A 24,696-nucleotide genomic window follows, 5' to 3' on the forward strand; every position below is an offset into this window, starting at 1 on the left:
ATGAACATGGATAGCGACAACGCCGCCAAGGGAGCGGACGAACCGGACTGGCTGGTCGACGAACCGCTGGAACGGGCAGACGCGGCGGCAGAGCCTGCCACCGCGGCGCCATGGCGCGTGCTGATCGTCGATGACGATGTCGACGTGCACGTGGTGACCAAGTTCGCCCTCAGCCAGGCCAGCTTCCAGGGCCGCAGGCTGAGCTTTTTGCACGCCTACTCGGGCGCCGAGGCGCTCACCTTGCTGCGCGGCACTTCCGATATCGCCGTGGTGCTGCTCGATGTGATCATGGAAACCCAGGATGCCGGGCTGCAAGTGGCGCGCCAGATCCGCGAAGAGCTACACAACAGCGCCGTGCGCATCATCCTGCGCACGGGCCAGCCCGGCCAGGCGCTGGAACACCGCATCATCATCGATTACGACATCAACGATTTCTGGTGCAAGACCGACCTCACCACGCGCAAGCTGTTTACCACCGTGATCGCCTCGCTGCGCACCTATGCCACCTTGCGCGAAGCGGAGCAGCAAGTCGCCGAACTGGCTGCCGCCCTGGCCCAGTGCGGCGACACGCCAGCGGCGCCGGCCGGCGGCACGCCCTGAACACAGCCGCTACTTTCAGTCATAAAAACAAGAGCACTGGATAGGCATACAGGCTTGTGGCATGCCCCGTTTTGGCCCATCCCGCGCGCCGAAAGCAGGCGCTGGCCCATCCCTTTTTCCTAAGTGGCGGATTGTTAAGCGCTTTTTCAGATATCCACACGGACTGTGGATATCTTTGTGGATAAGGGCCTATTGACAGCCTTCAAAGCCACAGCCCGTGCGGCTTTCAATAAACTGCTCAATCAAACAGCAAAAATAAAATCCATTAAAATCAAACACTTAGAAAGTCACGCATAATCACAAGAAAATTATTTCGCCAATTTCGTTAGCCCATCATTTGTGCATAACTGAGCCGTAATGATCAATCCGACAACACCGGGCCGACGCTGCCGGCAACACAGTTGCCGCGAGGACACTCAGTGCACGGCCTGGCGGCGCTGCTCCGGATGCAGCAGCACGCGCTCGATCAGGTCGGGGGCGACATTGTACGACTTCAGGTATTCCAGCGCGCACAAGGTGCTGAAGGCTGCCTGCACGGCGATGCCCAGATTGACGATATCGGACATCTTCTGGTCGATGCGGGCATGCAGCACCACGGTTTTGGCGGGCATATGCAGCGTTTCTGTGGAATGAGGCATGATAAGCAACTCCTGCGAAGGGGACGGAGGGATGAGTGGGCGTAGCGGGGACGAGCCACGTCAGCGCGGACAGGGACAGCGGTCATGTTTCCGCTAAAAGTATTGCCGATAAACTCTCGATGTCAATGGCAGGGAAACATGAGCCACGGTTTTTTTCTTGCAGGCACAAGCAGAGTCGAAAGCGATGGACAAGCGCGATCGGCCACGGCGATAATCAGCCATGCCCTCGCCTTCCACGCCTCCGCCCGACCTGCCCCGCCCGCAACCGGCCTCCCTTGCCGACCTGTTCTTCTCGTTCACCTGGCTGGCCCTGCAAGGCTTTGGCGGCGTGCTGGCCGTGATCCAGCGCGAAATGGTGGAGCGCAAGCGCTGGCTGACGCAGGAGGAATTCCTGGAAGACTGGGCCGTGGCGCAGATCATGCCCGGGCCGAATGTCGTCAACCTATCGCTGATGGTGGGCGGGCGCTATTTCGGTTTGAAAGGCGCGCTGACGGCGCTGGCCGGCATGCTGACCGCCCCGCTCGTCATCGTGCTCGTGCTGGGTGTACTGTACACGCGCTTTGGCGACAATCCGCAGATGGCGGGCGCACTGCGCGGCATGGCGGCTGTCTCGGCCGGCATGATCGCCGCCACGGGCGTGAAGCTGGCGACTGCGCTGGCCAAGCATCCGCTGCCCCTGTGGCTGACCTTGTCCATCACCGTGCTGGGCGTGCTGATGGTGGCCGTGCTGCGCTGGCCGCTGCTGTACATCCTGCTGGGCCTGGGCGGCATCGGCTGCCTGCTCACCTATCGAAAGCTGTCCACATGAATCCGCCCCTGCAACTGGTGTTAAGCGCGGGCGACTGGCTGAACCTGTTCGGCCACTACCTGATGCTGTCGCTGATGTCGATCGGCGGCGCCATTTCCACCACCTCCGAAATGCACCGCTTCCTCGTCGAACAGCATGGCTGGCTGACGCAGGCGCAATTCAACGAGTCGATCGCGATCGCCCAAGCCGCCCCCGGCCCCAATGTGCTGTTCGTCGCCCTGATGGGCTGGAATGTGGGCATGAATGCGGGCAGCTACACGGCCGCCTATCTCGGCGTGTTCATCACGATGGTGGGCATCATGCTGCCCAGCACCACCCTGACCTATGTGGCGGCCCAGTGGGGCTACCGCAACCGCGACCTGCGCCCCGTGCGCGCCTTCAAGCAGGGCATGGCACCCATCGTCGTCGCCCTCCTGATTTCCACGGGCATGATCCTGGGCGGCGCCAACCATGACATCCGCACCGACTGGCCCCTGTGGAGCCTGTCCATCGTGGCCGGCCTGATCATCTGGCGCACGAAGATCCATTTATTGTGGCTGCTGGCGGCAGGCGCTGTACTGGGCTGGCTCCAGTTCGTTTAAAACGCCTATCAAAACCTGCTGCGCGTCGTCATTTGCGGCCTGCGATGCTCACTGTACCTTCGTACCGTTGCGCTTCTCGAGCCAACGGGGGCGCCGAGCCTTCCTTCCGTTCGTTACGGTGTTGCCAGGCCTTGCTCCTTATACTGCCAGATGCCGCTTCACGTCCTCGCCATCCATCTGTTCCGCCTTGCCGCTGGCCACCACGCTGCCGCGCGACAACACGATAAAGTCGTCGGCCAGTTCGCGGGCGAAATCGAAATACTGTTCGCACAGCACGATGGCCATGTCGCCCCGCTGTTTCAACAAGGAAATGACCCTGCCTATATCCTTGATGACGGAGGGCTGGATGCCCTCTGTCGGCTCGTCAAAGATGATCAGCTGCGGCTCGGCCAGCAGGGCGCGGGCGATGGCCAGTTGCTGTTGCTGCCCACCGGACAAATCGCCGCCGCGCCGCTGCAGCATCTCTTTTAATACTGGAAACAGTTCGTACACGTGGGGATCGATGCGCGTGGCCAGCCTGCCCCGCTTCACCGCCATGCCCATCAGCAAGTTTTCCTCGACCGTCAGGCGCGCAAAGATGTCGCGCCCCTGCGGCACGTAGGCGATGCCCAGCTTGGCGCGCGCATGCGGCGCCAGCCCGGTGATGTCGCGCCCATGGAATACCACCTTGCCCTGCGCCACAGGCAGCACGCCCATCAGGCATTTCAGCAAGGTCGTCTTGCCCACGCCGTTACGTCCCAGCAGGGCCAAACACTCGCCCTTGCGCGCCGACAGGTCGATGCCGCGCAAGGTGTGCGAGGAGCCATAGTATTGATTTAATTCTTGCACTTCGAGCATGGTTACCTTCCCAGATAGACTTCGATCACGCGCTCGTCGGCTTGCACTTCATCCATGCGCCCCTGCGCCAGCACGGCCCCTTCATGCAGCACGGTGACGATGCCTTGCTGGGCAATGTCCGTCACGAAACCCATGTCGTGCTCGACCACCATGATCGAATGCTTGCCGCGCAATTCATTGAGGAGCTCCGCCGTGCGCGCCGTTTCCGCGTCGGACATGCCGGCCACCGGTTCGTCCAATAAAATCAGCTGCGGTTCCTGCATCAAGAGCATGCCGATTTCCAGCCACTGCTTTTGCCCATGCGACAGCAGTCCGGCCGGCCGCGCTTCGTGGCCATTCAGGCGTATCAGGCGCAAGACCGATTCAATCCTGCCCGCCTGCTCGGAAGACAAGCGCGCAAACAGGGTGGGCGCCACGCGCTTGTCCATCTTCATCGCCAGTTCCAGGTTGTCGAATACCGTGTGCTGCTCGAACACGGTGGGGCGCTGGAACTTGCGGCCGATGCCCGCGTGGGCGATCTGCGCTTCCGTCATGCTGGCCAGATTCATGGTCTGGCCGAACCAGGCCGTACCGGACGTGGGACGCGTCTTGCCCGTGATGACATCCATCATCGTCGTCTTGCCCGCGCCGTTCGGGCCGATGATGCAGCGCAACTCGCCCACGGAAATGTCGAGGCTCAACTTGTTGATGGCCTTGAAGCCGTCGAACGACACGCTGATATCTTCCAGATACAAAATCGCGCCATGCGTCGTATCGACGCCCTCGCCTTTTACGCGCGAATACGTGGGGCCAGCCTCGGCGCTGGCCATGCCGGGCAACATGCGGATGCTCATGCGGCCTCCTCGGCCGAGACGGCCGTTTTCTTGCTTTTGAGCTTGTTCAACACACCGAGCATGCCCTGCTGCATGAACAGGGTGACGCCGATGAACAGCAAGCCCAGCGCGAACAGCCACAGTTCCGGCAAGGCGGCCGTGAACCAGCTTTTCAAGCCGTTCACGGTAAAGGCGCCCACAATCGGGCCGAGCAAGGTGCCGCGCCCGCCCACGGCCACCCACACGACCATCTCGATGGAGTTCGCCGGCGACATTTCGGACGGATTGATGATGCCCACTTGCGGCACGTACAGGGCGCCGGCGATGCCGCACAGCACGGCCGACAAGGTCCAGACGAACAGCTTGAACCACAGCGGGTTGTAGCCGAGAAACATCAGCCGCGCCTCGCTGTCGCGCACGCCCTGCAGCACCCGGCCCAGCTTCGAGCGGACGATGGCGCGCGCGCCGATCAAGGCCGCCAGCAGGAAGGCCAGGGTCAGCAGGAACAGCACGGCCCGGGTGGCGGGCGCCGTGATGTCATGACCCAATATCGTCTTGAAATCCGTGAAACCGTTGTTGCCGCCAAAGCCCGTGTCGTTGCGGAAAAACAGCAGCATGAAGGCATACGTCATCGCTTGCGTGATGATGGAAAAATACACGCCTTTGATGCGCGAGCGAAAGGCAAAATAACCGAAGACAAAGGCGAGCACGCCCGGCACCAGTACTACGAGGGCCATGCAGTACCAGAAGTGTTCCGTGAAGGCCCAGTACCACGGATAGGTTTTCCAGTCGAGAAAGACCATGAAATCAGGCAGGCTGCTGCGATACTGGCCCTGGTCGCCGATGGCGCGCATCAGATACATGCCGTGCGCATACGCGCCCAAGGCAAAAAACACGCCATGGCCGAGCGACAGGATACCCGTGTAGCCCCAGACGAGGTCCAGCGCCAGCGCGGCCAGCGCATAGCACATGAACTTGCCCACCAGCGCCACCGTGTAGGCGGACACGTGCAAGGCATGGCCTTCGGCAAACATCAGGTTAAAAATCGGCAACAGCGCCGCCAGCACGCTGCAGGCGGCAATCGCCAGCCAGACGGGCCGCGAAAACAGGCCCTGTTTGATCGGGTAGGAGATAGTCATTCGACGCTGCGTCCCTTCATGGCAAACAGGCCCTGCGGCCGGCGCTGGATGAAAATGATGATGAACACCAGGATGGCGATCTTCGCCAGCACGGCGCCCGCCACCGGTTCGAGGAATTTGTTCACTTCGCCCAGGCCCAACGCGGCGATCACGGTGCCGGCCAGCTGCCCCACGCCGCCCAGCACCACCACCATGAAGGAGTCGACGATATAGCTTTGGCCCAAGTCCGGCCCCACATTGCCCAGCTGCGACAAGGCCACGCCACCGAGTCCCGCGATACCGGAACCGAGGCCGAAGGTCAGCATGTCGACCTTGCCCGTGGCCACGCCCACGCAATCGGCCATGCGGCGGTTTTGCGTGACGGCCCGCACGAACAGGCCCAGCCGCGTCTTGTTGAGGATCAGCCACACGGCCACGACGACGACGATGGCGAAGACGATGATGGCCAGGCGGTTGTACGGCAACACGAGGCCGCCCAGCACGCTGATGCCGCCCGACATCCAGGCCGGATTGGCCACTTCCACGTTTTGCGCACCGAAGATCGTGCGCACCGTCTGCATGAGGATCAGGCTGATGCCCCAGGTGGCCAGCAGGGTTTCCAGCGGCCGCCCGTACAGCCAGCGGATCACCGTGCGTTCGAGCGCCACGCCGACCAAACTGGCAACAAAAAAGGCGGCCGGCAAGGCGGCCAGCAGATACGCATCCTGCAGGCCCGGCAGGTAGGCGCGGAAAAACAGCTGGCACAAATAGGTCGTGTACGCGCCTATCATCAGCAATTCGCCGTGCGCCATATTGATGATACCCATCAAGCCGAAGGTGATGGCCAGCCCCAGCGCGGCCAGCAGCAACACGCTGCCCAGCGAAACACCATAAAACACATTGCCGGCCAATTCCATGCGCGCCACTCTGCCCTTGATCTGGCGCAGGGTGTCGATGGCGGCCAGCTGCACGGCTTCGTCGGGTTCACCGCCCTTCTCCAGCATGGCTTGCAGCACCGGCAGCAAACGCGCATCGCTGCTGCCGGCCAGCGCCTGCACGGCTTGCTTGCGCGTGGCCGCATCGGGCGCATGCAGGTTGGCGCTGGCGATCAGCACCTGCAATATCTGCCGGATCTCGCCATCGTTTTCCCGCGCCAGCGCCGTGCGGATCAACGGAAGCTGCGCCGGGTCGACCGCCTTTTGCAAGGCTTGCGCGGCCGCCAGCCGGGCGCTGCGTTCCGGCGCCAGCAGCTGCAAGCCCGACAAGGCGCCTGCCACGGCCGCGCGCAAGCGGTTGTTGACCATCACGCCATCGATGCCTTCCGGCAGCGGCACGTTCTGGCCGATGGCAGGGTCAAGCGCCTGCTCGCCGTCGACGATGTACGCCTTGCCGTCGGGCGCGGCGTACAGGCTGTCGTTCTGCAAGGCGTGCAGCACCTTGGCGGCCTCGGGCGTGGCCAGGGCGGCGATCCGGGCCACGGCGGCGACCCTGGCGTCGGGATCGTCGCCGGCCAGCGGTTTGAGCAGGTCGGGAGGGATGGCGGCCTGCGCCATGGACGACAGGCACAGGCAGGCGAAGACCAGCAGCGATGTGAATAGCCTCATTGAGTTCCCGGGAAAGCGTTGATGGTCGGCGCCACCGGACGCGTGTCCGCTGGCGCTGGCGTGGCTTTTACAGCTTTTGCTTGCCCTCATTACCCTTGATATACGGGCTCCACGGCTGGGCGCGTATCGCTTCCTTGGTTTTCCACACGACATTGAATTGCCCATCGGCCTTGATCTCGCCGATCATCACGGGCTTGTGCAAGTGGTGGTTCGTGGCATCCATGGTCAGGGTGAAGCCCGATGGCGCCTTGACGCTCTGGCCCGCCATGGCGGCGATGACCTTGTCCGTGTCCGTCGATTTCGCCTTTTCCACGGCTTGCGCCCACATATGGATGCCGACATAGGTCGCTTCCATCGGATCGTTCGTCACCACCGAAGCCGCGTTCGGCAGCTTTTGCGCCACGGCGTACGCTTTCCACTGCTTGATGAAGGCCGCGTTCACGGGGTTCTTGACGGATTCGAAATAATTCCACGCCGCCAGATGACCAAGCAAGGGTTTGGTATCGATGCCGCGCAGCTCTTCCTCGCCCACGGAAAACGCGACGACGGGCACGTCCGTGGCTTTCAGGCCGGCATTGCCCAGCTCCTTGTAGAACGGCACGTTCGAATCGCCATTGATGGTGGAAATGACGGCCGTCTTGCCGCCGGTGGAAAACTTCTTGATGTTGGCGACGATGGTTTGATAGTCGGCATGGCCGAACGGCGTGTAGACCTCGCTGATATCGCTATCCTTGACGCCACGGCTTTTCAGGAAGGCGCGCAATATCTTGTTGGTGGTGCGCGGATAGACATAATCCGTGCCCAGCAACACGAAGCGCTTGGCGCCGCCGCCATCTGTGCTCATCAGGTATTCGACGGCGGGAATCGCCTGCTGGTTCGGCGCGGCGCCCGTATAAAACACATTCTTTTCCAATTCCTCGCCCTCGTATTGCACGGGGTAAAACAGCAGGCTGTTGAGTTCCTTGAACACGGGCAACACCGACTTGCGCGACACGGAGGTCCAGCAGCCGAACACCACGGCGACCTTATCCTGCGCCACCAGTTGCCGCGCTTTTTCCGCGAACAAAGGCCAGTTCGACGCCGGGTCGACGACGACGGCTTCCAGCTTCTTGCCCAGCACGCCACCCTTGGCATTGATTTCAGCAATCGTCATAAGCGCCACATCCTTGAGCGAGGTTTCGGAGATGGCCATGGTGCCCGACAGGGAGTGCAAGATGCCGACCTTGATCGTATCGGCGGCCAGGGCAGCCTGCATGCAGGTGGACGTGGCCAGGGCGAATGCGCCGGCGGCGGCCGCTTTCAGGATGATGCGTCGTGACATGGTGACTCCTGTGATGGGTTCGTGGGGATCGAGCTGGGCCTGCGATGTTGTTAAAGCAGAATGCATGCCAGGCACATTTCCCGGCAGTTGCGGGGAGTGGGAGACAACGATGGCAAGATCAGGCGCGCGACCCACCGTTTTGGTGCGGCAGCGCCACTTTCTGGGGAATACAGCGCCATGTCCTCGACAGAAAAAACGGCCGGACGATATTAATAATGCAATTAACCAAAAACCAATTGAGCTTTCTTGATAAGCACACTAAGATATGACACTCTTATGTCGCATTGCCTGGCGGCGTGAGTAAACATGAAATCAGCGTGGTACTTGCTTCTTTCCCCGTTACTTAACTCACTTAGGTAGTTCACTCATGAAAAATATGATCGCGGGCGTGTGCGCCCTGTTGATGTTGAGCGCATGCGCCGCACCTACGACGGCCCCGGCAGGTGGCACGAGCACGAGCCAACTCAAGGTCGACGACGAAGGCAGTACGGGCAGCAATATCAAGAAACGTCCGAAAAAAGCGGCTGAAGTCGTGTCTGTCAGCACGACGAACCGCAGCGCCTGATCAAGCTGCGACAAGCACGTGACGTCGTTCCAGGGCCTGCCACGCGCAGGCCCTGTTCATGTCTGGGGCGCGCCTAGCCCTTGATACCTCGCAAGCGGCGCCAGCCCTTGCGGCCCAGCGGGAACAGCAGCACGAAAGCGAGCAGCCACGGCAGGATGTAGGCCATGGCCGTGATGGCGTTGGCCACGCCTTCCGACAGGTTTTCCGTGAAATTGCCCAACGCGCGCTTGACGGGGCGCCAGAACGATTGCTTGCCTTCGGCGCTGATGGCCACGTTCAGCAAGTCCGTGTCGATGCGCTGCATCAATAGCGCATCGGCCGCCGTCGCCTGCTCCAGTTCCACCTGCACGGCGGCCAGCTCCTTGCTCACCTTGATCAGCGCATCGACGTTCGTGCCCGAGCGCTTTTCCAGGCCTTGCAGCTGCGCCTGATACTGCTTGAGCATGTCCAGGCGCTTCTTGCTGTCGAGTACGGGCCGGCCCAGGTCTTCCACCTTGGTGCCCTGGCTGGTGACGTCGCCTTCGGACGCGACCAGCGCAACGAGCTTCTTGATGCCGGCCGGCTTGGCGCGCATGCTGATGCGCGCGTGCACGTAACGGCCGCCGTCGATGCTGGAATCAAGCAGCAAACAGCCATTGTCCGTGTCGGCCTTGCAGGCGGCGAGCACTTTTTCATACAGGGGCCGCACTTGCGCCTCGTTCGTATCGACGCTGACATTATGTTCATAGGCAAGAAACTCGCTGCCTTTTTCCTTGCCGTCGAGACGCACGGCGCTCGCTTGCCCGCCGCTCTCGCCCTTGCCGCCGCAACCGGCCAGCAGCAACAGGCCGATCAGACCAAGATACACTTTTTTCATGATGTCTTTCTTCGAGTTATTTGGACTGCGGCAGCAGTTCGATATCGGGCAAGTGCGCGGCCACGTCCTGCACGGTCGCATGACCGGTCAGCGATGCGATCATCTGGGGCAAGGGCTCCGCCCAGATTTCCGGCAAGTCGCGTTCCTCGGGCGCCAGCACGGGAAAGGCCAGCTGCTCGCGCGGCGGCGTGAAGGCGGCCGCGACGCCGGGCTTGTTGCCGCGCGCATCGATACGGTACCAGCCATACTCCTGCAGATACACGGCGTTCAAGCCATGCAGGCAAAATGGCGGCCCCACTTCGCCGACGGCCAGGCGCTGGTAGCACAGGCCGGCAGGAATGCCATTGGCGCGCAGCAGCGCGGCCAGCAGATGGCTCTTCGCATAGCAATAGCCCGTACCATGCTGCAAGACGTCGGACGCGCGGCAAGTGACGGGATTGCGCTGGTAGTCCCAGCTGTGGGCGATATCGTCGCGCACAAAGGCAAAGCAGCGGGCCGCGATGGCGGCGTCGCCCACGGCATCGGCCGCCAGTTCGGCCGCCTTGGCGCGCACGGCAGGATGGTCGCTGTCGATATGAGTGCTGCTGGCTAGATAGAGGGAGAAATCGGTAGACATAACATAAAGGCAATGCGAAAAGATAATGCGCGATTTTAGTCGAAGCGGCGCAAGATTCACCGTTTCTTTGCGCAGGAACAAAGAAAATCCACGCGTCAGGCTGGCTGCGCGAGGGCCGGCGACTTTGGCGCCGGCCCGGTAGCTGGTATCATGCGGGCAAACGCTGCCGGCCCTGTTGGCCCGGCACATGCACTATCCTGCGAAGCGGACCCGCCACCGGGCGCGCCGCCGACGCCTCCCTACAGATCAGAGAAACGAGTTCCCTATGAGCACCTCATCGTCCCACCCATCGTTCTGGCGCCGTGTCCCGCTGGCTTTCGGCGCCTTCTTCAGCACCCTGTCGGACGCCGCCTATGCGGCCCGCGTGGAAAAGCTGTCCCTGCCCGAGGCCGCCCCTGTGGCGCCGGTGGCGCCCGCTCCGGCCCCCGTGTCGGCGCCGGCCGCCGCGCCCGTCATATTAAAAGAGGCAACGCCGGATGCGGCCCTGCAATTGCTGGCCCTGCTGCAACGCGAAGCGCGCCTGATCGATTTCACCCAGGAAAACCTGGGCAGCCATGCCGATGCCGACATCGGCGCGGCCGCCCGCGTCGTGCATGAAGGCTGCGCCAAGGTCATGCGCGAATACTTCACCATCGACGCCGTGCGCCAGGAAGCCGAGGGCAGCCGCATCGTGCTGCAGGAAGGTTTTGATTCCGCGCAAGTACGCCTGACGGGCAACGTCGTCGGTTCCGCGCCGTTCACGGGTACCCTGAGCCACCGCGGCTGGCGCGCCTCCAGCGTGCGCCTGCCGAAACTGAGCGGACAGCACGACGCCGCCATCCTGGCACCGGCCGAGGTGGAACTGTGAACGACGCAACGAACAACACCCCGCGCTACGCCATCGGCATCGACCTGGGCACCACCCACAGCGCCCTGTCATATGTGAACCTGGTCGAAAGCGACGGCGAAAAGTCCAGCCACGGCGTGCTGAAGGTGCCGCAGCTGTCGGCGCCGGGCACCGTCGAAGACCTTGCACTGCTGCCGTCCTTCGTTTACCTGCCGCACCTTGATGAAGTGGCGGCGGGCGACCTGGCCCTGCCCTGGGTCACCGAGGAAGCGGAAGCGCCGTTCGTCGTGGGCGAAATGGCCCGCAGCCGCGGCGCCACCACGCCGATCCGTCTGGTGTCGAGCGCGAAAAGCTGGCTGTGCCACCCGGGCGTGGACCGCCGCGCAGCGATCCTGCCGAACGACGCGCCGGCGGAAGTGCCGCGCATCTCGCCGATCACGGCCGCCACGCGCTACCTGACGCACTTGCGCCAGGCCTGGGACCACGCCCACCCGCAAGCGCCGTTCGCCGAGCAGGAAATCACGGTGACGATACCCGCCTCGTTCGACCCGGCCGCGCGCGAGCTGACGATGGAAGCGGCGCAGGCGGCCGGCTACACCGCATTGACCCTGCTCGAAGAGCCGCAGGCGGCCCTGTACAGCTGGATCCAGACCAGCGAAGGACGCTGGCGCAAGGAAGTCAAGCCCGGCGACATCATCCTGGTCGTCGACGTGGGCGGCGGCACCAGCGACTTTTCACTGATCGCCGTGCTCGAGCGCGACGGCGTGCTGGAACCGCACCGCGTGGCCGTCGGCGAACATATCCTGCTGGGCGGCGACAATATGGACCTGGCCCTGGCCCACCTGGTGGCGCGTAAACTCGCCGCCAACGGCACCCAGCTGGACGCCTGGCAAATGCGCGCGCTGACCTACGGCTGCCGCAGCGCCAAGGAAAGCCTGCTGGCCGACAGCGGCCTCGATGTGGCACCGATCGTCGTGCCCAGCCGCGGCTCGAAGCTGATCGGCGGCTCCATCCGCACGGAACTGACGCGCGCGGAAGTATCCACCTTCATTCTCGACGGCTTCTTCCCGCAGGTGGAGGCATCGAGCCGCCCTGCCGTGCGCACGCGCGCCGGACTGACGCAACTGGGCTTGCCCTACGCGCAGGACGCAGCCATCACGCGCCACCTGGCCGCCTTCCTGAGCCGCCAAGTGGCGGCGACCAGCGAACTGGAAGGCTTCGCGGGCCGCCAGGCGGAAGGCGCCAGCTTCCTGCATCCGACGGCCGTGCTGTTCAACGGCGGCGTCTTCAAGTCGGACTTGCTGGTGCAGCGCATCATGAGCACCGTCAACGACTGGCTGTACATGGAAGGCGCGGAACCGGCGCGCATGCTGGCCGGGGCCGACCTGGACCTGGCCGTGGCGCGCGGCGCCGCCTATTACAGCTACGTGCGGCGCGGCCATGGCGTGCGCATCCGCGGCGGCACGGCCAGCGCCTTTTATGTGGCCATCGAATCGGCCATGCCCGCCATCCCCGGCATGGAACCGCCGATCCAGGCCCTGTGCGTGGCGCCGTTCGGCATGGAAGAAGGCAGCGAGCTGGAACTGCCGGGCCAGCAATTCGGCCTCGTCGTGGGCGAACCCGTGCACTTCCGCTTCTTCGCCTCGTCCACGCGCCGCAACGACCAGATCGGCGATTTGCTCGACTTCTGGGGTCCCGATGAATTGCAGGAGCTGAGCGAAATCCAGGCGACCCTGTCCGCCGAAGGCCGCCAGGCCGGCGACGTGGTGCAAGTCAAACTGCACGCCCGAGTGACGGAAGCGGGCACCCTGGAGCTGCTGGCCGTGTCCCTTGACGGCGCCGAGCGCTGGAAGGTGGAATTCGACGTGCGCGGCACGCCGCAATAAGCGCCATGGGCAGCGCAGTGGGCAAGCCGGCCTTCCTGGTCGGCATCGACCTGGGCACCACCAATACGGTGGTGGCGTATGCGGATACCAGCGACGCGCAGGCGGGAATCAAGCTGTTCGCCATCGAGCAGCTGGTCGCGCCCGGCGAAGTGGGCGCACGCCCCCTGCTGCCGTCCTTGCGCTACCACCCCGCCGCCGGCGAACTGGCGGCCGGCGACTTGACGCTGCCGTGGCCGCAGCAGGAACTGGAGCTGGAGCATGCCGTGCTGGGCGCCCTGGCGCGCCAGCTCGGCGCGCAAGTGCCGGGCCGGCTTGTGTCCAGCGCGAAGAGCTGGCTGTCGCACGCGAACGTGGACCGCCAGGCGCCGATTTTGCCGTGGGGCGCCGATGCCGATGTGGCCAAGGTGTCGCCCGTGGCGGCCAGCGCCAGCTACCTCGCCTACGTGCGCGCCGCGTGGAATCACCGCTTCCCGCACGCTCCGCTCGAAGAGCAGGAACTGGTGCTGACCATCCCCGCCTCGTTCGACGAGGGTGCGCGCGCACTCACATTGGCAGCGGCGCGCCTGGCGGGCTTGCCCGCGCTGCGCCTGGTGGAAGAACCGCAGGCTGCCTTTTATGATTACCTGCACCGCCGGCGTGCCACCTTGCGCGAAGACCTGGCCGCTACACGCCGCATTCTGGTCTGCGACGTGGGCGGCGGCACCACCGATTTCAGCCTGATTGACGTGGCCTTCGACGACGATGGCGCACCGCAGCTCACGCGCAGCAGCGTGGGCAACCACCTGATCCTCGGCGGCGACAATATGGACCTGGCGCTGGCCCACCTGGTGGAAACGCGCATGGCGGCAGGCGTCGAAGGCGGCATGAAGCTGTCCGCCGCGCGCCTGTCGCAGCTGATGGAGCGCTGCCGCGCCGCCAAGGAACTGCTGCTGTCGAACGACGCGCCCGAGAGCACCACCGTCACCCTGCTGGGGGCGGGATCGCGTTTGATCGGTGGCAGCCGTTCGGCCGACGTCACGCGCGCGGAAGTGGCGGCCATGGTGGTCGACGGCTTCTTCCCGAAGGTGGAACTGGGCGACACGGCAAAAAAAGGCCGTGCCGGCATCGTCGAATTCGGCCTGCCGTATGCGCAGGACGCGGCCATCACGCGCCACCTGGCCAGCTTTTTGCACCAGCATCAGGGCGAGCTGCCCGACACCCTGCTGCTCAATGGCGGCGTGTTCCGCGCCGACGCGCTGGCGCGCCGCCTGGCCGAGACGCTGGCGCACTGGCGGGGCCAGCCCCTGACCATCCTGCACAACGATAACCCCGACGTGGCCGTGGCCCGTGGCGCCGTCGCCTACGCGCTGGCGCGGCGCGGCCAGGCGCCGCGCATCGGCGGCGGCTCGCCGCGCAGCTATTTCCTCGTGCTGGGCGAGGCGGGCAAGGACCAGCGCGCCGTCTGCATCCTGCCCCGTGGCAGCGCCAGCGGCGAAGAAATCCGCCTGACGCAGCGCCTGTTCGCGCTGCGCCTGGGTCGGCCCGTGCGCTTCCACCTGGCCACGTCCCTCTATGAGGCGGGCACGCCGCCCAAGCTGGGCGAGATCGTCGATCTGGACGCGGGCGAGTATCTGCGCCTGCCGCCGCTGGCCAGCGTGCTGCACGCCGGCGACGCAGGCAATGACAAGCGCGAGATCGCCGTACAGCTGGCTACCGTCATGACCGAGGTAGGGACTTTGGAAGTGCACTGCGTGGCCGAAGCCGATGCCAGCATGCGCTGGCTGCTGGAATTCCAGTTGCGCGGCGAAGAGGAAACGCCCGCCGAAACGGTCAGCGTCTCGCCCCGCGTAAAAGAAGCCATCGAGAAGATCGAGCGCATCTTCGGCGGCAAGGCGCAAAAGGTCGAGACCAAAGAAGTGCGCCAGCTGCGCCAGCATCTGGAACGGGGACTGGGCGGGCGCGAGAGCTGGGAGACGCCGCTGCTGCGCCAACTGTTCGACGCCCTCCTGCTGCGCGCGCGCGGCCGGCGCCGCTCCGCCGAACATGAGCGGGTGTGGCTGAACCTGACCGGCTACTGTTTGCGGCCCGGCTATGGCGACGCGCTCGACCCGTGGCGCATCGAGCAGCTGTGGGCCCTGTTCGATACAGGAGTGCAGCATCACAAGGACAACCAGGTGTGCGCCGAATGGTGGACCCTGTGGCGCCGGGTCGCCGGCGGCTTGAGTTCGGAGCAGCAGCTGCGCCTGCTCGACGACTTCGCCTTCAACCTGCAAGCCGATGCGGCCCAGCGCGGCAGCCGCCCCGTCACCCTGGTCAATGGCAGCGACGACGACATGCTGCGCCTGGGCGCATCGCTCGAGTGCATCCCCGGCGCCTACAAGGCCGAAGTGGGCGCCTGGCTGCTGAAACGGCTGGAGAAAGCCGGCAGGAAGGACGAAGCGGCCGACACGAACACCCTGTGGGCGCTGGCCAGGGTCGGCGCGCGCCAGCCCTTCCACGGCAGCGCGCACGAAGTGGTCGACAGCGCCAGCGTGGCCGACTGGCTGACCGTGCTGCTGGCGCTGGACTGGAAAAAGGTGGAACCGGCGGCGTTTGCCGCCGCCCACCTGGCGCGCATGACGGGCGACCGCTCGCGCGACATCGGCGACGACCTGCGCGCCACCATCCTCGCCCGCCTGAAAGCCGTGGGCGCCCCGCCCCTGTGGCAAACGATGGTCAGCGAAGTGACACAGCTCGATGAAACAGCTACCAAGCGCATACTGGGCGAGGCGCTGCCGCCGGGCTTGAAGCTGATCGGCTGAAACCACGGGTCACGTAGCTCGGATTAGCGTAGCGTAATCCGACAATGCCACTATCATCCAAAAATGGGGCAATAGCGCGGCAGTGCGCTTGCCGACAGAATGCCGCTTCCTTGAGCGGCAACGGCATGTCGGATTACGCCCGCCGGGCTAATCCGACCTTCCAGACGGCGCCTCTTCGCTGCGCGAGCCGCGATAGCGCGGCAGGCCATCATTGATCTTCATCCACTCCAGCTGCGTGCCCGTATAGATATGGCGGTGCGGCGGCAGCTGATCGGGATTGTCCAGGCTGCAGGTGGTCACGTCGACTTCATCGGGATAGGCACTGTCTTCAAAGGTCAGCTGCGTGCCGCAGCGGGGACAAAAGCTGCGCGTGCCATGGACGCTGGACGCATACGGCATGGCTTGCCCCTGCAGCCAGCGAAAGTTCGCCCGTGGCACGCTGAACCAGGCGACAAACGGCGCGCCCGACGCGCGGCGGCACATGGAACAGTGGCAGGCGCTTTGATGGAAACTGTCCGCGCCAGCGTCATAGCGGACCTCGCCGCATAAACATCCTCCCGTCAGCATGGCATCCTCCTGCAATATGAAAAAGGCGCCCAGTTTAGCGCCGCCGCGGCGCCACGGTTTGCGTCAGATCACGGCAACGATCAACAGCAGCAGCGCCAGCGGCGCCTGCACCAGCACGATGCCCGGATGCGTGCGGCGCAGCTGGGCCCACACGGACAGCCCCGGCACTTCCTCGTGCGGGTGGTGCGCTTCGTCGCGCAGCGACATCGCGTGCAGGAACATGCCGGCGATCAGGGGCCCGGGATTGACCCACCAGCCCTGCTCGAGCAAGCCGCGCGACAGGTAGATGGCCAGCGCGCCGATGGCAAGGGGCGAGGCCCACACCAGCGCCAGCATCAGGCGGATGCCATAGAATTCCGCCAGGGTGCCCATGCGGTGCAGACGGCTGAAATCGTGGTCTTCCATGCGCTTGTCGATGGCCAGTTCGGCGCGGCCATACAGGGTCCACAGGCCGCCGAACAGGCAGCCCAGCAGCACGCCGATGACGATGTCGGCCGCGAACACCGCATATTTATTGACGTCGGCCGTGCCGATGCCCAGCGACGTGTGGGCGGCCGCGTGCAGGTGCAGGCCCGCCTGCTCGCCTTCGGCCGTCGTATAACGGTCGCGCACGTCATACGTGCTGCCGATGTACACGACGTGCTTGCGGGGCGCCCCGGCGTCCACGCCGGCCAATCCATCGACCAGTTTGACACGCGTGCGCGTGGGGTTCAGGAAGGCCGGCGCCACGGCGGCCGGGTGAAACGGCGCGGTGACGGCGTTCTGTTCCGCCGCATCCTTCGCGTCGCCGTGGATGACGGGCTCGAAGGCCCAGCGCGCCAATTCCTTTTCGCTGCCCGTGCGCCGGGCCAGCCGGCACACGCGGCCGGCCAGCGTCAGCCCTTCCTTTTGCTCGGACAGGATGGCCGGCATCGGCTGTTTCTGCTCCTGTTCATCGGCGCCATGCGCCAGCTCGAAGGCCACGGCCGCCAGCACGGGACTTTTCAGCTCGATGCGCGTGACGGCGCCCATGCGTTCGCGGATCTGCGGGCTGGCAAAGTGGATGCCGGCCGCGCAGCGCGCGCGTATCCATGCCAGGTTCGCGTTGCGGTCCGATTGCTCGGGCAGGATCAGCACCAGTTTCTTGCCATGGGCGGCCAGCCGGTCGAGCAGGCTGTCGAGCGGCCGTTCGCCCGCCTTGTGCTGCTCATACACGGCCGGTGCCAGGTCCAGGTCGATGGCCAGCACCTTGCTGCCACGCGCGGCGGCGCTGGCGATCACTTGCTCCAGGCGCGTGCGTTCCAGCGGTTCGCGCTCGTCGAACACCTGTTCGAACGCGGGCTGGTCGATTTCGATGATGCCGGGCCGGTAGGCGGCGCCCGGGTCCTTGCCCCGCTTCAGCAGTTGCCCCTGTTCCGCGCTGGCGCGCAGCATGGCCGCGTCGAGCCATTCGAGCACGTGAAAACCTTCCAGCGCCAGCATCAGCGCGGCGATCAGGCTGGCGCCGATCACGTGGTGCAGCAGATGCGTGCCCGTCAGCTTGAAAGCCGAGCCCAGCTGGGCAACCGGCCACAGCAGGCGCCGCCACAGCGGGGGGCGCAGTTGTTCCGGCTGGCTGGTTTCCACGGCGGCTCCCCTTGCGTGCGATGCTTGAATTGCAACTCAAGCAACAAATAATAACAAAAGGATAGTGTATTGCAGTTGTGTCCGTTCGGCCGCACGGCTGGCCACGCAACTGCGCGGCAGCGCTTATTTCGGCTTGGCCAGCAGCAGCTTGCCCAGCGCTTCAAAGGCCGGCGTGGTGGTCGGATCGTTGGCCGCATTGGCCGCCGTCGGCGTCGAGGCGAAGCGCACGATCACCATTTCCGCCTTCGGGTCGACGTAGATGCGCTGGCCATACACGCCACGCGCCGTATAGGCGCCATGCTCGTTATGCGTGACCCACCACATGTCGCGGTAGCTCCAGCCCTTGAGCAACTCATAACCAGCCTTGGCGAACAGCTGCTTGTCGCCGCCACGGCGGATATCGTCGACCACCGCCTTGGGGATGATTTGCTGGCCGTTGTAGCGGCCATCGTTGCGCAGCATTTCGCCGAAACGGGCCAGGTCGCGCAAGCCCGTGCTCAAACCGCCACCGGCAAACGGCGTGCCGGTCGAATCGACGCTCATGTAGGCGTCCTGCTCGGCGCCCAGCTTTTGCCAGATACGCTGGGACAGGTAGTCGTTGACGTTCTGTCCCGTGACGCGGGCGATGATCCAGCCCAGCACGTCGGAGTTGACCGTGCGGTAACCGAACGCCTCGCCATGCCGGCCCTCGTGCCGCACCGTTTGCAGGTACTCGACATAGCTGCGCGGCCCCGTATAGTCCTTCGGCTTGGGCAGCGGGTTGCCGGCTGCCGCGTGCTGCCACACTTCCGCTTTCGGGTCGGCGTAATCTTCGCTGAATTTCAGGCCCGTGGTCATGTCGAGCACCTGGCGCACCGTGGCGTCGCCAAACGCGGATCTGGCCAGTTCCGGCACATACTCGGCCACTTTCTTGTCCGGATCGAGCTTGCCTTCGGCCACCAGCGCCGCACCGATGGTGCCCATGACGGACTTCGTCACCGACATGGCGCCATGCTGGCCGCTTTCCATCAATACGCCAAAGTAGCGTTCATAGACGATGCGGCCCCGGTGCAGCACCACGATGCCGTCCGTGTAGTTGGCGCCCAGCGACTGTTCCCAGGTCATCGTTTCCTTCGCCCCCAAAGGCGTGAAGCGCAGGCTGTCGATATCCTGGCGCAGCGCGCGTTTCAAGGGCACGGGGGCGTTCAAGCCGCGCGAGACGTCCACCGTCGGCATCAGCTGGCGGAAGTGCGACACGCTCCAGCGCAGCTGCGGGAAATTGAAATAGCTGCCATCGTCGAAGCGGATGATTTTATCGGCCGGCGGCGGCGCGCCCACCATCCATTGCAATGCGGCCGGATCGCTGGCGGTGGCCGACAGCGGCGGCGTCGCCTCGGCCGCGTGAGTGCCGGCGGACAGCGCCAGGCAGGCGGCGGCCAGGGCCAGGCGGCGGATTGGTGAAGGTATTTTCATGCAGTTCTCCCGTTGTGGCTGGCGCCGGCAACGGCGTTCGCTTCATGCGATGCATGCTAACAGAGAAACTTTTTATCTTGTTCTACGGCATCGTATCGTGCGGGCCAGTCGCTGAGACAAGCGTCTCACGCGCGCGCCATGCTGCAGCGCAGAATGCGCCATCCCGGCCTTCATGCTACAAACGGGAATGCCATAAAAAATACCGAGATACCGGAGAGCGCCATGCCCTACGTCCGCCAGACCAGCCATATCGAACGCGTGCGCGACCTGATCGCCGGTCGCGTCGTCAATCCAGGGGCCGATACGGCCAGGCTGGCGTCGTCGTACCGGCGCTCGCTGGACGACTACCGGCTCGACCCCGCCTCCACCACGGGGCCACGCATCCTGACGGGCGCGGAACTGCGCGCCATCCAGCAATCCGAGGAAAATTTTCTGCGCTCCACCGGCCAGTGCCTGCCGCGCCTGCACGCCATGGTGCGCGAAGCCGGCTACTGCGTCATCCTCGCCAACGCGCGCGGCGTGACGATCGACTACGCGGTCGACACGGAGCAGCGCAAGGATTTCAAGAAGGCGGGCCTGTACCCGGGCTCATGCTGGTCGGAGGAGGAGGAAGGCACGTGCGGCATCGCCTCCGTGCTGCTCGACCAGGAAGCCATCACCGTACACAAGACCGACCATTTTCGCGCCGCCTTCACGGGCCTGACCTGCAGCGCCGCACCGATTTTTTCGCCGCGCGGCGACTTGATCGGCGTGCTCGATGCGTCGGCCTTGAATTCGCCCGATGCGCGCGACAGCCAGCGCCTGGTGAAACAGCTGGTGCGCCAGGGCGCGACGCTGATCGAGGACGGCTTTTTTCTCACCTCCTACGGCCATTGCTGCATCCTGCTGGCGCACCGCAACCGCCACTTCGTGGAAGTGCAGCCGGAAATGCTGCTCGCCATCGACGAGCATGGCGCCATCGTCGCCGCCAACCGCTGCGCGCGCGACGTCATCGGGGGGCTGGACGCCCTTCCCCGCCCCGTCGCCGAAGTGCTGGAAGTACGCGCCGAACGGCTGTTCGATGCGCGTACGGGACACAATCTGCTGTCGCTGCGCCTGGCCGGCGGCAGCACCTGGCTGCACGCGCGCGTGCGCGCGCCGCTGCGCCAGACCAGCGCGCGGGCACGCGTCAAGAACGCCGCTCCCGTGACGCAGGACGCGCCAGCCTGCACGCCGCCGGAGCTGGCCGAGCGCACGCGCATCGTCAACGCCATGAACACCGCCAAGTGGCGCCCGCTGCAGGCGGCCGCCATGCTGGGCATCTCGCGTGCCACCCTGTACCGGCGCCTCAAGCAGCTGCATATCGTGCCGCCGCACCGCCAGTAAGGCATCCGGCAAGCTGAGATTTCCGTCTCAGATTCCGCCATGCTGCGCTGCGGGATGCGGCTGCAAAACGCCAGTGTTACAACATCGTCAGCGGCAACACAGCCGCATCCCATCATACAGTCAGCAGACTTGGAGGAGACACGATGCAAACCGAAATCAACCCGCACGACCTGGCCGTGGCCGGCATCCTGGAGCAGCTCGAAGGGCTGCTTCGCGCCAGCGACGGCACGGGCGCCGCGCAACTGTTCGAACAGGATGGCTACTGGCGCGACCTGGTGCTGTTTACCTGGAACCTGAAAACCCTGGAAGGCCGCGGGCAGATCGCCGCCATGCTGGCCGCCCAGCTGGGCGCCGTGCAGCCCGTCTCCATCCGCATCGCCGACGGCGAGCATGCGGTGGAAGCGGGCGGCGTGCTGCAAAGCTGGATCACGGTGGAAACGAACGCGGCGCGCGGCGTGGGTTTCATCCGCATCCGCGACGGCAAGATCTGGACCCTGCTCACCACCATGAGCGAGTTGAAGGGTTTCGAGGAAGCCAAGGGCGGCCGGCGGCCGATGGGCGCCGAACACGGCGCACGCGCCAACCGCAGCAGCTGGCTGGAAAACCGCGAACAGGAAGCCAAAGAACTCGGTTACGCGCGCCAGCCCTACTGCGTCATCATCGGCGGCGGCCAGGGCGGCATCGCACTGGGCGCGCGCCTGCGCCAATTGAACGTCCCCACCATCATCATCGAGAAAAACGCCCGTCCCGGCGACAGCTGGCGCAAGCGCTACAAATCGCTGTGCCTGCACGACCCCGTCTGGTACGACCACATGCCGTACATCCCTTTCCCGGACAACTGGCCCGTCTTCACGCCCAAGGACAAGGTCGGCGACTGGCTGGAAATGTACACCAAGGTGATGGAACTGAACTACTGGGGTTCGACGTCATGCGAATCGGCCAGCTTCGACGAAGCCAGCGGCGAGTGGACGGTGCGGGTGCTGCGCGACGGCCAGCCCGTCACCTTGAAACCGCAGCAGCTGGTGCTGGCCACGGGCATGTCGGGCAAGGCGAACATGCCGAAGTTCAAGGGCATGGACGTGTTCCAGGGCGAGCAGCAGCACTCGTCGCAGCATCCGGGGCCGGACGCGTATGCCGGCAAGAAGGTGGTGGTCATCGGCGCGAACAATTCCGCGCATGACATCTGCGCCGCCCTGTGGGAAGCGGGCGTGGACGTGACCATGGTGCAGCGCTCGTCGACGCACATCGTCAAGTCCGACTCCCTGATGGACCTGGCGCTGGGCGACCTGTATTCGGAACGGGCGCTGGCGGCCGGCATGACGACGGCCAAGGCCGACCTGACGTTTGCCTCGATCCCGTACAAGCTCCTGGCCGACTTCCAGAAGCCCGTCTTCCAGGCCATCCGCGAGCGCGACGCGGACTTTTATCAGCGCCTGCAAGAACGCGGCTTCATGCTCGATTTCGGCGACGACGATTCGGGCCTGTTCATGAAATACCTGCGCCGCGGCTCCGGCTACTACATCGACGTGGGCGCCTCGGAGCTGGTCGCCGACGGCAAGATCAAGCTGAAGAGCGGCGTCGGCGTGCAGGAACTGAAAGCCCATTCCATCGTGCTGTCCGACGGCACGGAGCTGCCCGCCGACCTGGTGGTGTACGCCACCGGCTACGGCTCCATGAACGGCTGGGCGGCCGACCTGATCTCCCCCGAGGTGGCCAACAAGGTGGGCAAGGTGTGGGGCCTCGGTTCGGCCACGACGAAGGACCCGGGCCCATGGGAGGGCGAGCAGCGCAATATGTGGAAACCCACGCAGCAGCAAGCGCTGTGGTTCCACGGCGGTAACCTGCACCAGTCGCGCCACTATTCCCAGTACCTGTCGCTGCAGCTGAAGGCGCGCATGGAGGGGTTGCCTACCCCCGTGTATGGGCAGCAGGAGGTGCATCACCTGGCGTGATCGTAGCAAGCAAGCCGTGTAGGTCGGATTAGCGCGGGAAGCGCGTAATCCGACACATTGCAGGCGGCTCATGTCGGATGACGCGCGGCTTTGCCGCGCTAATCCGACCTACTGCCACTCAAAAAAAATGGCGGCGGACCGAAGTCCGCCGCCATTTTTTATCACGCACCAAACAGTATTATTGTTTGATCGCTTCGATCGCAAACGTCAGGGTGACGTCATCGCTGACGGCCGGCGCATATTTGCCGGCGTTGAATTCCGAGCGCTTGATCTTGGCCGTGGCGTTGGCGCCGCACGCGTCTTTCTTCAGCATCGGATGCGGTGCGCAGGTGAACGAGGTGACGGTCAGGGTGACTGGCTTGGTCACGCCTTTCAGGGTCAGGTTGCCTTCCACGGACGCCAGCTTGTCGCCGTCGAAATTGAACTTGGTCGACTTGTACGTGGCGACCGGATATTTGGCCGTGTCGAGGAAGTCTTCGCCCTGGATGTGCGAGTTGAACAGGGTCGAACCTGTGTCGACGGACTTGGTGTCGATCAGCACTTCGACGGCGCCCGTCTTGGCGGCGCGGTCCAGCGTGACCTTGCCGGTGGTGTTATTGAAACGGCTTTGCTGCGTCGAGAAACCCATGTGGGTGTATTCGAAACGGGGGAAAGTGTGGCTGCCATCGATGACATAGACTTCCGGAGCGGCAAAGGCGGACAGCGAGAAGCCGGCGGCGGCGATAAAAGCGAGCAGTTTTTTCATTGTAAATTCCTGTTTGGAGTGGAGGATGTCAAAACCGCAACCGGCTGCAGGCGGGAAGCGCTGCGGCTGATTGTCTGGCTTCAGTTGCAACAGATTATGCATGGCATGAAGATCGATGTAAAACGGAAAATATACCTAGTTAGCATCGATAAAATCGATAATAGACTAGATCAGCTCCGCCACAGCGCCTTCTGCTGCCGATTATTGTCTGCATTGCAAAAAATATCCAGCGTTATCCGGCGCCTCGGACCATGCGACCAATGAGAATGATTCTTGTTATTGTTCCGCGGGATTGTTATCATCGCGGCCCCGGCAAGCCTGCAGCTTCGCCTTGATTCATCCATAATAGCGCAGCACATACGGCAGAAAAACATGACGGCCACCCGCCACGACACGCACACCTTGAACGCACAGCCTATCGTTTCCCCGCTCCGCAGCCAGGGCCTGACCGCCGGCGCCCCCGCCTGATGCGGGAGCCGCACGCCCAGGTTTCCCTGCGCGAAGCGCACGGCGCGCGCCTGCGCCGCTGGGCCTGGACCGCCGCTGGCGCCCTGATGGTGCTGCTGGGGATCATCGGCGCCATGCTGCCCGTCATGCCGACGACGATTTTCCTGATCCTCGCCCTGGCCTGCTTCAGCCGCGCCTCGCCGCGCCTCGAGCACTGGCTGCTGCACCACCCCCGCTTCGGCCCGCCGCTGCGCCAGTGGCGCGAACACCGCGCCGTGTCGCGGCGCGGCAAGGCCATGGCTTGCCTGGGCATGGCCATCGGCTTCGTCGCCATGTGCCTCGGCCATCCGCCGTGGTGGGTCATCGCCATGGTGGGCGCCATGGAGCTCGCCGTCCTCTTCTACCTGCTGCGGCGGCCAGAAGGTCCTGCGGCCGGCGGAGCAGAATCTGCCCGTCAAGAGGACAATCGCAGGCAGTAAGCGGCCCTGCCCGCGTCGAAAAAACGGCAACTGAGCCGAACCGCACACAAAATCACCGCGATGCCGGCACACGGCGCGTCGAACTTTTCACCAAGATGCGGCTACGCCACGCCCATCGGCGCGATTAAATTCGGCAAGAATGCCGCTTTCCCGCTTTTTTAACTTGAAAACCGTCGCATAGACATTATTTGCATATTCAAAGCAAGATTCTGTCGTAGGAGTAATAACACGATCGG

The 24,696-nt window shown here is 64.3% G+C and carries 22 protein-coding genes; 10 read left to right on the plus strand and 12 right to left on the minus strand.

Annotation, left to right across the window (positions count from 1 at the left end; all coding sequences use genetic code 11):
* Entirely contained in the window at nucleotides 1-600 is a 600-nt protein-coding gene (locus CBW66_RS09580) for a two-component system response regulator (protein ID WP_227742005.1), read from the plus strand.
* Nucleotides 601-1,016: 416 nt separating this feature from the next.
* Here the strand turns inward: CBW66_RS09580 and CBW66_RS09585 are convergent, their stop codons facing one another.
* Entirely contained in the window at nucleotides 1,017-1,238 is a 222-nt protein-coding gene (locus CBW66_RS09585; protein ID WP_086136500.1) for a hypothetical protein, read from the minus strand.
* Between the two features lie 220 nt (nucleotides 1,239-1,458).
* Between CBW66_RS09585 and CBW66_RS09590 the strand changes: the two genes are divergently transcribed.
* Both CBW66_RS09590 and CBW66_RS09595 read left to right on the plus strand, forming a co-directional pair.
* Nucleotides 1,459-2,046, plus strand: coding sequence for a chromate transporter (locus CBW66_RS09590; protein WP_086136499.1), 588 nt, complete (start codon nucleotides 1,459-1,461; stop codon nucleotides 2,044-2,046).
* Nucleotides 2,043-2,627: a chromate transporter gene (locus CBW66_RS09595; RefSeq protein WP_086136498.1), complete on the plus strand. Its 585-nt coding sequence runs from the start codon at nucleotides 2,043-2,045 to the stop codon at nucleotides 2,625-2,627. The genes CBW66_RS09590 and CBW66_RS09595 overlap by 4 nt, the downstream gene beginning before the upstream one ends.
* A 138-nt stretch (nucleotides 2,628-2,765) precedes the next feature.
* Here CBW66_RS09595 and urtE read toward each other — a convergent pair whose 3' ends face one another.
* From urtE to urtA, 5 genes are all read right to left on the minus strand, one after another.
* Nucleotides 2,766-3,464: an urea ABC transporter ATP-binding subunit UrtE gene (gene urtE, locus CBW66_RS09600; RefSeq protein WP_086136497.1), complete on the minus strand. Its 699-nt coding sequence runs from the start codon at nucleotides 3,462-3,464 to the stop codon at nucleotides 2,766-2,768.
* A 2-nt stretch (nucleotides 3,465-3,466) separates the two neighbouring features.
* Nucleotides 3,467-4,285 (minus strand): urea ABC transporter ATP-binding protein UrtD, encoded by an 819-nt coding sequence (gene urtD / locus CBW66_RS09605; RefSeq protein ID WP_230491988.1) that lies wholly within the window; start codon nucleotides 4,283-4,285, stop codon nucleotides 3,467-3,469.
* An 8-nt stretch (nucleotides 4,286-4,293) separates the two neighbouring features.
* Nucleotides 4,294-5,415: an urea ABC transporter permease subunit UrtC gene (gene urtC / locus CBW66_RS09610; protein WP_086136495.1), complete on the minus strand. Its 1,122-nt coding sequence runs from the start codon at nucleotides 5,413-5,415 to the stop codon at nucleotides 4,294-4,296.
* On the minus strand, nucleotides 5,412-6,998 hold the full coding sequence (gene urtB, locus CBW66_RS09615) for an urea ABC transporter permease subunit UrtB (RefSeq protein WP_086136494.1): 1,587 nt from the start codon (nucleotides 6,996-6,998) through the stop codon (nucleotides 5,412-5,414). The genes urtC and urtB overlap by 4 nt, the downstream gene beginning before the upstream one ends.
* A gap of 67 nt (nucleotides 6,999-7,065) precedes the next feature.
* A complete protein-coding gene (gene urtA / locus CBW66_RS09620; RefSeq protein ID WP_086136493.1) occupies nucleotides 7,066-8,319 on the minus strand; it encodes an urea ABC transporter substrate-binding protein in 1,254 nt (417 codons plus the stop codon).
* 367 nt (nucleotides 8,320-8,686) lie between these two features.
* On the opposite strand from urtA, the gene CBW66_RS09625 reads away from it, so the two are divergent.
* Nucleotides 8,687-8,884: a hypothetical protein gene (locus CBW66_RS09625; RefSeq protein ID WP_139841537.1), complete on the plus strand. Its 198-nt coding sequence runs from the start codon at nucleotides 8,687-8,689 to the stop codon at nucleotides 8,882-8,884.
* Nucleotides 8,885-8,957: 73 nt separating this feature from the next.
* Here CBW66_RS09625 and CBW66_RS09630 read toward each other — a convergent pair whose 3' ends face one another.
* Nucleotides 8,958-9,740 carry a DUF4349 domain-containing protein gene (locus CBW66_RS09630; RefSeq protein WP_086136491.1) on the minus strand — a complete coding sequence of 261 codons (783 nt, stop codon included), beginning with the start codon at nucleotides 9,738-9,740 and terminating at the stop codon, nucleotides 8,958-8,960.
* A gap of 16 nt (nucleotides 9,741-9,756) precedes the next feature.
* Nucleotides 9,757-10,356, minus strand: a complete 600-nt coding sequence (locus CBW66_RS09635; RefSeq protein WP_086136490.1) for a transglutaminase family protein — start codon at nucleotides 10,354-10,356, stop codon at nucleotides 9,757-9,759.
* Between the two features lie 265 nt (nucleotides 10,357-10,621).
* On the opposite strand from CBW66_RS09635, the gene CBW66_RS09640 reads away from it, so the two are divergent.
* Genes CBW66_RS09640 through CBW66_RS09650 form a run of 3 tightly spaced genes read left to right on the plus strand, consistent with a single transcriptional unit; the run spans nucleotide 10,622 to nucleotide 15,848 of the window.
* On the plus strand, nucleotides 10,622-11,203 hold the full coding sequence (locus tag CBW66_RS09640) for a DUF2760 domain-containing protein (RefSeq protein ID WP_086136489.1): 582 nt from the start codon (nucleotides 10,622-10,624) through the stop codon (nucleotides 11,201-11,203).
* Nucleotides 11,200-13,068, plus strand: a complete 1,869-nt coding sequence (locus tag CBW66_RS09645) for an Hsp70 family protein (RefSeq protein WP_086136488.1) — start codon at nucleotides 11,200-11,202, stop codon at nucleotides 13,066-13,068. Before CBW66_RS09640 ends, CBW66_RS09645 begins: the two co-directional genes overlap by 4 nt.
* 5 nt (nucleotides 13,069-13,073) lie before the next feature.
* A complete protein-coding gene (locus CBW66_RS09650; RefSeq protein ID WP_086136487.1) occupies nucleotides 13,074-15,848 on the plus strand; it encodes an Hsp70 family protein in 2,775 nt (924 codons plus the stop codon).
* A 147-nt stretch (nucleotides 15,849-15,995) separates the two neighbouring features.
* Here the strand turns inward: CBW66_RS09650 and CBW66_RS09655 are convergent, their stop codons facing one another.
* The 3 genes from CBW66_RS09655 to CBW66_RS09665 form a co-directional block, all read right to left on the minus strand.
* Entirely contained in the window at nucleotides 15,996-16,415 is a 420-nt protein-coding gene (locus CBW66_RS09655) for a GFA family protein (RefSeq protein ID WP_230491960.1), read from the minus strand.
* Between the two features lie 63 nt (nucleotides 16,416-16,478).
* Nucleotides 16,479-18,020 (minus strand): CHASE2 domain-containing protein, encoded by a 1,542-nt coding sequence (locus CBW66_RS09660; RefSeq protein ID WP_086136485.1) that lies wholly within the window; start codon nucleotides 18,018-18,020, stop codon nucleotides 16,479-16,481.
* A gap of 123 nt (nucleotides 18,021-18,143) precedes the next feature.
* Nucleotides 18,144-19,340, minus strand: coding sequence for a serine hydrolase (locus tag CBW66_RS09665; RefSeq protein ID WP_230491989.1), 1,197 nt, complete (start codon nucleotides 19,338-19,340; stop codon nucleotides 18,144-18,146).
* Between the two features lie 354 nt (nucleotides 19,341-19,694).
* Here CBW66_RS09665 and CBW66_RS09670 point away from each other — a divergent pair, with 354 nt between their 5' ends.
* Entirely contained in the window at nucleotides 19,695-20,837 is a 1,143-nt protein-coding gene (locus CBW66_RS09670; protein WP_086136483.1) for a sigma-54-dependent Fis family transcriptional regulator, read from the plus strand.
* 143 nt (nucleotides 20,838-20,980) lie between these two features.
* On the plus strand, nucleotides 20,981-22,789 hold the full coding sequence (locus tag CBW66_RS09675) for an NAD(P)/FAD-dependent oxidoreductase (protein ID WP_086136482.1): 1,809 nt from the start codon (nucleotides 20,981-20,983) through the stop codon (nucleotides 22,787-22,789).
* Nucleotides 22,790-22,967: 178 nt separating this feature from the next.
* On the opposite strand, the gene CBW66_RS09680 is transcribed toward CBW66_RS09675, so the two are convergent.
* A complete protein-coding gene (locus CBW66_RS09680; protein ID WP_086136481.1) occupies nucleotides 22,968-23,534 on the minus strand; it encodes a YceI family protein in 567 nt (188 codons plus the stop codon).
* 467 nt (nucleotides 23,535-24,001) lie between these two features.
* On the opposite strand from CBW66_RS09680, the gene CBW66_RS09690 reads away from it, so the two are divergent.
* Nucleotides 24,002-24,460 carry a YbaN family protein gene (locus CBW66_RS09690; protein WP_086136479.1) on the plus strand — a complete coding sequence of 153 codons (459 nt, stop codon included), beginning with the start codon at nucleotides 24,002-24,004 and terminating at the stop codon, nucleotides 24,458-24,460.
* Nucleotides 24,461-24,696 lie beyond the last annotated feature (236 nt).

The organism is Janthinobacterium sp. GW456P, assembly GCF_002127655.1.
In the GTDB taxonomy this organism is placed as follows: domain Bacteria; phylum Pseudomonadota; class Gammaproteobacteria; order Burkholderiales; family Burkholderiaceae_D; genus Janthinobacterium.

Excerpts from the sequence above, each read along its gene's own strand:
- CBW66_RS09580 (WP_227742005.1), top strand. The coding sequence starts at position 1 with ATGAACATGGATAGCGACAACGCCGCCAAGGGAGCGGACGAACCGGAC.
- CBW66_RS09585 (WP_086136500.1), bottom strand. The coding sequence starts at position 1,238 with ATGCCTCATTCCACAGAAACGCTGCATATGCCCGCCAAAACCGTGGTG.
- CBW66_RS09590 (WP_086136499.1), top strand. The coding sequence starts at position 1,459 with ATGCCCTCGCCTTCCACGCCTCCGCCCGACCTGCCCCGCCCGCAACCG.
- CBW66_RS09595 (WP_086136498.1), top strand. The coding sequence starts at position 2,043 with ATGAATCCGCCCCTGCAACTGGTGTTAAGCGCGGGCGACTGGCTGAAC.
- urtE (WP_086136497.1), bottom strand. The coding sequence starts at position 3,464 with ATGCTCGAAGTGCAAGAATTAAATCAATACTATGGCTCCTCGCACACC.
- urtD (WP_230491988.1), bottom strand. The coding sequence starts at position 4,285 with ATGTTGCCCGGCATGGCCAGCGCCGAGGCTGGCCCCACGTATTCGCGC.
- urtC (WP_086136495.1), bottom strand. The coding sequence starts at position 5,415 with ATGACTATCTCCTACCCGATCAAACAGGGCCTGTTTTCGCGGCCCGTC.
- urtB (WP_086136494.1), bottom strand. The coding sequence starts at position 6,998 with ATGAGGCTATTCACATCGCTGCTGGTCTTCGCCTGCCTGTGCCTGTCG.
- urtA (WP_086136493.1), bottom strand. The coding sequence starts at position 8,319 with ATGTCACGACGCATCATCCTGAAAGCGGCCGCCGCCGGCGCATTCGCC.
- CBW66_RS09625 (WP_139841537.1), top strand. The coding sequence starts at position 8,687 with ATGAAAAATATGATCGCGGGCGTGTGCGCCCTGTTGATGTTGAGCGCA.
- CBW66_RS09630 (WP_086136491.1), bottom strand. The coding sequence starts at position 9,740 with ATGAAAAAAGTGTATCTTGGTCTGATCGGCCTGTTGCTGCTGGCCGGT.
- CBW66_RS09635 (WP_086136490.1), bottom strand. The coding sequence starts at position 10,356 with ATGTCTACCGATTTCTCCCTCTATCTAGCCAGCAGCACTCATATCGAC.
- CBW66_RS09640 (WP_086136489.1), top strand. The coding sequence starts at position 10,622 with ATGAGCACCTCATCGTCCCACCCATCGTTCTGGCGCCGTGTCCCGCTG.
- CBW66_RS09650 (WP_086136487.1), top strand. The coding sequence starts at position 13,074 with ATGGGCAGCGCAGTGGGCAAGCCGGCCTTCCTGGTCGGCATCGACCTG.
- CBW66_RS09655 (WP_230491960.1), bottom strand. The coding sequence starts at position 16,415 with ATGCTGACGGGAGGATGTTTATGCGGCGAGGTCCGCTATGACGCTGGC.
- CBW66_RS09665 (WP_230491989.1), bottom strand. The coding sequence starts at position 19,340 with ATGGTGGGCGCGCCGCCGCCGGCCGATAAAATCATCCGCTTCGACGAT.
- CBW66_RS09670 (WP_086136483.1), top strand. The coding sequence starts at position 19,695 with ATGCCCTACGTCCGCCAGACCAGCCATATCGAACGCGTGCGCGACCTG.
- CBW66_RS09675 (WP_086136482.1), top strand. The coding sequence starts at position 20,981 with ATGCAAACCGAAATCAACCCGCACGACCTGGCCGTGGCCGGCATCCTG.
- CBW66_RS09680 (WP_086136481.1), bottom strand. The coding sequence starts at position 23,534 with ATGAAAAAACTGCTCGCTTTTATCGCCGCCGCCGGCTTCTCGCTGTCC.
- CBW66_RS09690 (WP_086136479.1), top strand. The coding sequence starts at position 24,002 with ATGCGGGAGCCGCACGCCCAGGTTTCCCTGCGCGAAGCGCACGGCGCG.